This is a genomic window from Comamonas sp. FG99 (assembly GCF_057808605.1).
Map to the genome: position 1 here is coordinate 133,511 of NZ_JBMDII010000010.1, position 7,598 is coordinate 141,108.

Below are 7,598 nucleotides of genomic sequence, written 5' to 3' on the forward strand. Positions count from 1 at the left end.
GCCTGCATGCAGGCTAACATGCGGTGTTAGCAGCATGACGACACGCACCGATCCATGAGAAAAGCCCTAGCCGCGCCGAAATCCCGCCCGTCCCGCAACGATGCCCAGCGCCAGGCGATTCTGGAGGCGGCCTCGCTGCTGTTCATCGAAAAGGGTTTCGGCGGCACCAACATCAACGACATCGCCGATGCCGTGGGCATGACGCGCACGGCGCTGTACTACTACTTTCCCAGCAAGGAATCGATGCTGGAAGCCCTGACCCGGGATGTGACCGAGCGCGCCAGCGCGCTCACCCACGAGGTCGCCCAGCGCGCGGAGCTGGCCCCGGACGAGGGCCTGCGCCAGCTGATCCTGCAGCATGCGGGCCTGATTCTTTCGCACCCGCTGCAGTTTCGCATCGCCGAGCGCAGCGAGAGCAGCCTGCCGGAGGACCAGCGCCTGGCCGCGCAGGCGGCACGGCGGGCCGTGCGCAGGGATTTCGTGGAGGTCATACGGCGCGGCATCGCGCAAGAGGTGTTTCGCCCCATCGATGCCGATGTCGCGGCCTTCTCGATCATCGGCATGTGCAACTGGTGCGCATGGTGGTTCGACAGCCGGCGTGGCGAATCTGCCGACGCGGTTGTCGAAACCATTGCGTCACTGGGCCTGCATATGCTGCTGCCCCGAGAGGCCGCGCCCGCCCCGAAGAAGCGCAAGCCAGCATCGCGCGCCACCCAGGGCGACATCGGCGCGGCATTGGCGCGCATGCGCGATGCGCTTGAAAGCCTGGAGAGCAGCCTGGAGGCCGAGCGATGAAGCCGCATCGCAGGCGGCGCAGATAGCGCGCTTGAATTGGTATTAACACTAACGTCAAATATTTGACGTTTTTGTCGAATCGTCCTAACATTGACCCACATCAATGCAGGAGCGCCTCCGCGCGATTCGACCCATGAACAGCCACACCGACACCGCTGCGCCGGCAGCCCAGGCCACCGCCGGCTTCCTGAACACCGACTGGAACCCGCGCGACGTGCCCGCCGGCACGCTCACCACCAACGTGGTGCTGCGTACCGCCGACCAGGCTGCCACCGGCGGCTCGCTGTACCGCCCCGCCACGCCGGCCGACACCGTGGTGTGCGTGATGCACCCGCGCGAGTTCATGGCCTGCCACTATCTGATTCCCGATATCGTGGGCGCGGGCTACGCCGCCTGGTCGCAGTCGCCGCGCTCGGTGGGCAATGATCTGCGCCTGGAGCACGAGTTCGCGCTGCACGACGTGGCCACGGGCCTGCAATACCTGCGGGCGGCGGGCTTCAAGCGCATCATCCTGCTGGGCAATTCCGGCGGCGCGGGGCTGTATGCCCTGTATGCGCAGCAGTCGGCCCTGCCTGGCGCCGAGCGCATCGCCCGCACCCCGGGCGGGCGGCCCACGCAGCTGGCCGAACTCGATATGCCGCTTGCCGATGGCTTCGTGCTGGTGGGGCCGCATCCCGGCCAGGGCGCGCTGCTGCTCAACTGCATCGATCCCAGCGTGGTGGATGAGAACGATCCGCTGTCCGTCGATCCCGCGCTCGATCCGCTGTCCCCGGCCAACGGCTATGCGGGCAAGGGCGATACGCGCTACAGCGCCGAATTCACCGAGCGCTACCGCGCTGCCCAGCGGGCGCGCGTGGCCCGCATCGACGCCCGCGCCCGCGAACTGATCGCCCGCCGCCAGGCCGCGCGCCAGCGCGTCAAGGAGGCCGTAGCCAACGGCGCCAGGGCCAGCGCCGAAGACCGCCGCCTGGCCGGCCACACGCCGATCTTCAATGTCTGGCGCACCGACGGCGACCTGCGCTGCTTCGACCTCACGCAAGACGCGTCGGAGCGCAAGTTCGGCTCGCTGTGGGGCAGCGACCCCTACGCCTCCAACTATGGCGCGGTCGGCTTCGCGCGCCAGTGCACGCCCGAGAGCTGGCTGTCCACCTGGTCGGCGCTGTCGTCCAACGCCTCGCTGGCGAAGACGGCATCGGCCATCACCCAGCCGGTGCTGGTCGTGGAATACACCGGCGATCAGGCCTGCTTCCCGGGCGACGTGGAACGCATCGTCGGCGCCATCGCCTCAAGCGACAAGCGCCATCTGCGCGTGCGCGGCGATCACCATGGCCGCGCCCTGTCCGCCCAGGAGGAGCCGGGGCGGCTTGAGGCCGGCCGCCTGCTGGCGCAGTGGCTGCGCGAGCGGTTCCCGCACTGAGGCACTGACGCTTTCCGCCAGGTGCCGGTGACGGCGCCTGCCCACCCCGATCCTGTTTTCCCCTAGGAGGAACACCCATGTCTGCACGAGACCTTCCCACCCTGACCCTGCGCGGCGTGGACCATACGGCGCGCCCCACCTGGCGCCTGCGCGAGACCGTCGAGTTCTACCGCGACAAGCTCGGCCTGCCGCTGATCCACGTGATCTCGGCGCGCGGCTGGGGCCCGGCCACGCACCCGGACTTCCTGCATTTCTTCTTCGACAGCGGCAATGGCAGCACCATCGCCTTCTTCTACTACCTGGGTGCCGAGGAGCCCGCCGGCATGCGCGGGCGGGCTGCCAGCCGCCCGCTGCCCGACGACCATGAGGCCGATGCCACGCATACCGCCTGGCTGGTGGAGGGGCCCGAGGAATTGCGCGCCTGGAAGCAGCGCCTGGAGGCGCAGGGCCTGGAGGTATCGGTGGAGACGCGCCACGAGGTCATCGAATCGATCTATGTGCGCGATCCCAACGGCTACTTCGTCGAGTTCACGCACAAGCTGCGGCCCTTGACGCAGCTGGATGCCCTGGATGCGCAATTGACGCTGGAAGCCGCCATGGCCCTGGAGGACCGGGCCTTGGCCGCCGGTGGCCGGCTGGAGCAGGTTGACGCGATCTGGAGCCGCAAGGCTGCCCTGGTAGCCGAGCACGAAGGTGCCGCGCCGGCGGCGGTGCGCATTTTCGTGCCGCGCGTGGACGAATTCTCGCCGCTGGTGCGGGCCGCAGGGCAGCACCCGGGCTGCGAGGTGCGCGCAGGCAGGGAATACGATGTGATCGAGGCGGAGGGGCCCATCGAGTTCGAGCGCAAGGCCCTGGGCTTCAAGCCCGCGCTGTGGTACGGCATGCTCACCGGCGGCATCCATGGCCGCATCGAGCGCTTCGACCGCGATGTGCTGCGCATCGTGCCGCAGCAGAACTGATGCCCGGTTGGAGGAGACAAGCCATGAACCACGTTGAACACCCCATCGCCGGCGTCGTCTACCCCAGCCAGGCGCGTGCCGAGGCCGCGCTGGCCAGCGGCTCCTGGATTGCCAGCACCGTGGGCGACGCGCTGCGCAGCACCGCGCGGCAGCATCCGCAGCGCACGGCCTTCATCGGCGATGAGCGCAGCATCGGCTTTGCCGAGCTGGACGAGGCCACCGAGCGCCTGGGCGCCGCGCTGCTGGAGCTGGGCCTGAACCCTGGCGACCGGGCCATCTTCCAGCTCGGCACCACGCTGGAGACCGCGATCGCGCTGCTGGCCTGCTTCAAGGCCGGCATCGTGCCGGTATGTTCGCTGCCCCAGCACCGCGAGATCGAGATCGGCCAGCTCGCGGAGCAATCGGGCGCGCGCGGCTATTTCGCGCAGGCGGACTTCAGCGCCAGCTTCGACCTGCCGGCCTTCGCCGCATCCATGGTGGCCCGCCACCCCGCGCTGCGGCACCTGATTGTGGTGCGTGGCGCGCGTGCCGGCGCAGCCAGCCTGCAGCGGCTGATCGATGGCATGCCGCTGGCGCAGGCCAGGCAGCGCCTGGCGGCGCTGAAGCTGGGCCTGGCGGATGTGCTGAGCTTCCAGCTCTCGGGCGGCACCACCGGCGTGCCCAAGATCATCCCGCGCTTTCATGCCGAGTACCTGGGCCATTCGGCCGGCTGGGCGCGGCGCTACCAGATCGACGCCAGCAGCCGGCTGATCTGGTCGCTGCCGCTGATGCACAACGCCGGCCAGCTCTATGCGCTGATCCCGCCCGTGCTCATGGGCACGCCGGTGGTGCTCATGTCCCGGGTGGACATTGCGCGCATGCTGGACCTGATCGGCCAGCACCGCGTCACGCATGCGCTGTCCATCGGCCCCATCGCGCCGCAGCTCATGGCCTACCCGCACATCGCGCGCCACGACCTGTCTTCGCTGCGGCTGTTCTCGACCATGAGCCGGGCCGACACGCTGGAGGCGCACCTGGGCGTGCCCTGCTCCAACCTCTATGGCATCACCGAGGGCCTGCTGCTGGGCTCGCCCGGCGATGCGCCGGCTGCCGCGCGCCACGGCACGCAGGGCTGCTCGGGCTGTGCGGACGACGAGATCCGTTTGCTCGAGCCCGAATCGGAGCAGCCGGTGCCCGAGGGCCAGGCGGGCGAGCTGTGCTTGCGCGGCCCGTCGAGCCTGACCGGCTACTTCGCCAACCCCGAGGCCAATGCCCAGTCCTTCACCAGTGACGGCTTCTACCGCACCGGCGACCTGGTGACGGCGCACCGCGTGGACGGCGTGCTGCACTACGCTTTCGAAGGCCGGCTGCGCGACAACGTCAACCGCGGCGGCGAGAAGATCGGCTGCGAAGAAGTGGAGGGCCACGTCAGCCAGCATCCCGCCGTGTCCGACGCCAAGCTGGTGGCCATGCCCGACCCGTTCTACGGCGAGAAGGCCTGCATCTTCATCATCCCGCGTCCCGGCATGCAGGCGCCCGACGTGAAGGAGCTGGGGCAGTTCCTCATCGGCCGGGGCTTGGCCAAGTACAAGTGCCCGGAGCGCGTGGAGGTCGTGGAGGAGTTTCCGCTGACCCGTGTCGGCAAGGTGGACAAGCCGGCCATGAAGCGCCGCATCGCCGAGCTGCTGCAGCAGGAGGCCAAGGCATGAGCGCGATAACGCCCATCGAGTACCTGGTCAGCGAACGGCCGCTGACGGTGCGCCGCCGTGTCAAGTGGGGCGAATGCGACCCGGCCGGCGTGGTCTACACCGCCGTGTTTGCCGACTACGTGATTGCCGCCGCCGAGCTGTTCTACGGCGCGCTGTTCGGCACCACGCCGCAGCGCGCCAAGAGCGAGCAGAGCTTTGGCACGCCCAGCAAGGCGCTGTCGTTCGAGTTCATCCGGTCGCTGCGGCCCGACGAGGAATTCGACATGGCGGTGCGCGTGGCCGAGATCAACCTCCGCACCTACGTGCTCGACATTGCGGCCACCACGCCGCAAGGGGCGCCGGTGTTCAACGCCCGGCTCACGCCGGTGTGCGTAGCCCGGCCCGAGCGGCGCTCCATAGCCATCCCGCCCGCCTTCCGCCAGGCGCTGCTGGACTACCAGCGCGACTGCGGCATTCCCGCCACCATCCAGGAGTGAACACCATGAAGATCGACATCATCGGCGCCGGCCCGGCCGGCCTGTACTTCGCGCTGCTGGCCAAGAAGCACGATCCCTCGCACCAGATCCGCATCCACGAGCAAAACCCCGAGGGCGCTACTTACGGCTGGGGCGTGGTGTTCTCCGACATCGGCCTGTCCTTCCTCAAGGAGGCCGATGCGGATTTCTACCAGGAGTTCATCGCCCACCACGAGCGCTGCGACTACATGGACATCGTGCACCAGGGCACGCACGTGCAGGTCCACGGCAACCATTTCTCGCGCACGGCACGCATCGACATGCTGCAGGTGATGCGCCAGGCCTGCAGGCGCGAGGGCATCGAGATCGAATATGGCCGGCGCATCGAGAATGCGGGCGCGCTGGCTGCCCAGTGCGACCTGCTGGTGGCGGCCGACGGCGGCAACAGCGCCGTGCGCACCCAGCTGGCCGAGCACTTCCGCCCCAGCTTCGTGAAGCGGCGCAACAAGTTCGCCTGGTACGGCACGCGCCAGCGCTTCCATCCGGTGTCACTGATCTTCCGCGAGACCGAGCATGGCGTGTTCATCGCGCACAGCTACCAGTACAGCCCGGAGCTCTCCACCTTCCTGATCGAGGTGGACCCCGATACCTGGAAGCGCGCGGGCCTGGACCAGGCCAGCGAGGACGAAAGCCGGCGCTTTTGCGCCGAGGTGTTCCGCGCCGAGCTGGGCAGCAACGAGCTGCTGACCAACCGCTCGCTGTGGTTCGAGGCCAATATCGTCAGCAACGAGCGCTGGCATCACGGCAACATCGTGCTGCTGGGCGACGCGCTGCGCACCGTGCACTTCTCGCTGGGCTCGGGCACGCGCATGGCCATGCAGGATGCGATTGCGCTGCACAAGGGTGTGGCGGCCCATCCCGGCAAGCTGCCGGCGGCATTCGCCGCTTTCGAATCCGCTCGGCGCGACGCCTCCAGCAGCTTCCAGCAATCGGCCAGCCTGAGCCTGGACTGGTACGAGAACGTGGCCGCCAAGATGCACCTGGACCCGGTGTCCTTCGCCTACGACTACATGCGCCGCACCGGCAAGGTCAGCCACGACGACCTGCAGCAGCGCGACCCCGCGTTCACCCGCGCCTATGAGGCGCTGCATCCGGCGACCTGAGCGCCAATCTTCCCCAGAACCACAGGAGACCCCACCATGCCCGCTTTCATTCGCGCGCTCACGCGCCGCGCGATGGCGTTCTGCGCCCTCGCGCTGGCCGCGGCCCCGCTGCTGGCCCAGCAAGGCAGCTATCCAACGCAAATCGTCCGTACCGTGCTGCCCTATTCCGCCGGCAGCGGTCCCGACTCGGTCATGCGCCATGTGGGCGAGCTGCTCACCAAGGACTGGGGCCAGTCCGTGGTGGTGGACAACAAGCCTGGCGCCAACGGCTGGCTGGCGATTGGCGAAGCCCGGCGTGCCCGGCCCGACGGCCATACCCTGCTGACGCTGGACAGCAGCTACATGGCGCTGCAGCCCCACCTCTACAAGAAACTGCCGTTCGACCCGGTGCGCGACTTCGAGCCGGTGGCCGGGCTCTACCACACCGGCTTCTTCATCGTAGTCAAGGCCGGCTCGCCCTGGAAATCGGTGGCCGACCTGGTTGCCGCCGCCAAGGCCAGGCCCGGCGGCGTGAGCTACGGCACCTGGGGCCTGGGCAGCGTGGCCCATGTGGGCACTGCGCAGTTCGAGGCCGCGTCGGGCATGCAGATGATGCATGTCCCGTTCAAGGAGCTGCCGCAGCTCTACACCTCGGTGGCCAATGGCGAGGTGGACTGGGCCTTTGGCTCCGCCGCCACCGTGGGGCCGCTGTACCGCGCCGGCAAGGTGAAGCTGCTGGCCTATGCCCAGGCCAGGCGGCTGCCCGGCTACGACGAGATCCCCACCGTGGCCGAGGCCGGCGGCCCGGCCGGGCTGGAGGTGGGCACCTGGGTTGCCATTTTTGCGCCCAAGGGCACGCCAGCGGCCGTGGTCGAGCGCATTCGCGCCGGTGTCGCCAAGACGCTGACCCAGCCCGCGGTGCTCGAACGCATGGCCGGCTTCGGCTTCCAGCCCTGGAGCGCCGGGCCGGCCGAGCTGGCGCGCGCCCTGGGCGCCGACACGCAGCGCTTCGCCCAGGTGGTGCAGCGCGCCAAGATTTCCCTGGACAACTGATCCCTGAAAGGACCATCGCCATGACGCGCCATTTCCGCATCGGCCAGATCGTGCCGAGTTCGAACACCACCATGGAGACCGAGATACCG

General features: G+C 68.8%; 7 protein-coding genes. All 7 read left to right on the top strand.

Annotation, left to right across the window (positions count from 1 at the left end):
- The first annotated feature begins 54 nt into the window (after positions 1-54).
- The 7 genes from ACODRX_RS09240 (at position 55) to ACODRX_RS09270 (ending at position 7,509) form a co-directional block, all read left to right on the top strand.
- Entirely contained in the window at positions 55-795 is a 741-nt protein-coding gene (locus tag ACODRX_RS09240; protein ID WP_488871120.1) for a TetR/AcrR family transcriptional regulator, read from the top strand.
- 133 nt (positions 796-928) lie between these two features.
- Positions 929-2,212 carry an alpha/beta fold hydrolase gene (locus ACODRX_RS09245; RefSeq protein WP_488871122.1) on the top strand — a complete coding sequence of 428 codons (1,284 nt, stop codon included), beginning with the start codon at positions 929-931 and terminating at the stop codon, positions 2,210-2,212.
- 77 nt (positions 2,213-2,289) lie between these two features.
- Complete coding sequence (locus ACODRX_RS09250; protein ID WP_488871124.1) at positions 2,290-3,171, top strand: VOC family protein; 882 nt, start codon at positions 2,290-2,292, stop codon at positions 3,169-3,171.
- 23 nt (positions 3,172-3,194) lie between these two features.
- Positions 3,195-4,859, top strand: coding sequence for an AMP-binding protein (locus tag ACODRX_RS09255; RefSeq protein ID WP_488871125.1), 1,665 nt, complete (start codon positions 3,195-3,197; stop codon positions 4,857-4,859).
- On the top strand, positions 4,856-5,335 hold the full coding sequence (locus ACODRX_RS09260) for an acyl-CoA thioesterase (protein ID WP_488871126.1): 480 nt from the start codon (positions 4,856-4,858) through the stop codon (positions 5,333-5,335). Before ACODRX_RS09255 ends, ACODRX_RS09260 begins: the two co-directional genes overlap by 4 nt.
- 5 nt (positions 5,336-5,340) lie before the next feature.
- A complete protein-coding gene (locus tag ACODRX_RS09265; protein ID WP_488871127.1) occupies positions 5,341-6,477 on the top strand; it encodes an FAD-dependent monooxygenase in 1,137 nt (378 codons plus the stop codon).
- Positions 6,478-6,513: 36 nt separating this feature from the next.
- Positions 6,514-7,509 carry a Bug family tripartite tricarboxylate transporter substrate binding protein gene (locus ACODRX_RS09270; RefSeq protein WP_488871129.1) on the top strand — a complete coding sequence of 332 codons (996 nt, stop codon included), beginning with the start codon at positions 6,514-6,516 and terminating at the stop codon, positions 7,507-7,509.
- The last annotated feature ends 89 nt before the right edge of the window (positions 7,510-7,598 follow it).

Excerpts from the sequence above, each read along its gene's own strand:
- ACODRX_RS09240 (WP_488871120.1), top strand. The coding sequence starts at position 55 with ATGAGAAAAGCCCTAGCCGCGCCGAAATCCCGCCCGTCCCGCAACGAT.
- ACODRX_RS09245 (WP_488871122.1), top strand. The coding sequence starts at position 929 with ATGAACAGCCACACCGACACCGCTGCGCCGGCAGCCCAGGCCACCGCC.
- ACODRX_RS09250 (WP_488871124.1), top strand. The coding sequence starts at position 2,290 with ATGTCTGCACGAGACCTTCCCACCCTGACCCTGCGCGGCGTGGACCAT.
- ACODRX_RS09255 (WP_488871125.1), top strand. The coding sequence starts at position 3,195 with ATGAACCACGTTGAACACCCCATCGCCGGCGTCGTCTACCCCAGCCAG.
- ACODRX_RS09260 (WP_488871126.1), top strand. The coding sequence starts at position 4,856 with ATGAGCGCGATAACGCCCATCGAGTACCTGGTCAGCGAACGGCCGCTG.
- ACODRX_RS09265 (WP_488871127.1), top strand. The coding sequence starts at position 5,341 with ATGAAGATCGACATCATCGGCGCCGGCCCGGCCGGCCTGTACTTCGCG.
- ACODRX_RS09270 (WP_488871129.1), top strand. The coding sequence starts at position 6,514 with ATGCCCGCTTTCATTCGCGCGCTCACGCGCCGCGCGATGGCGTTCTGC.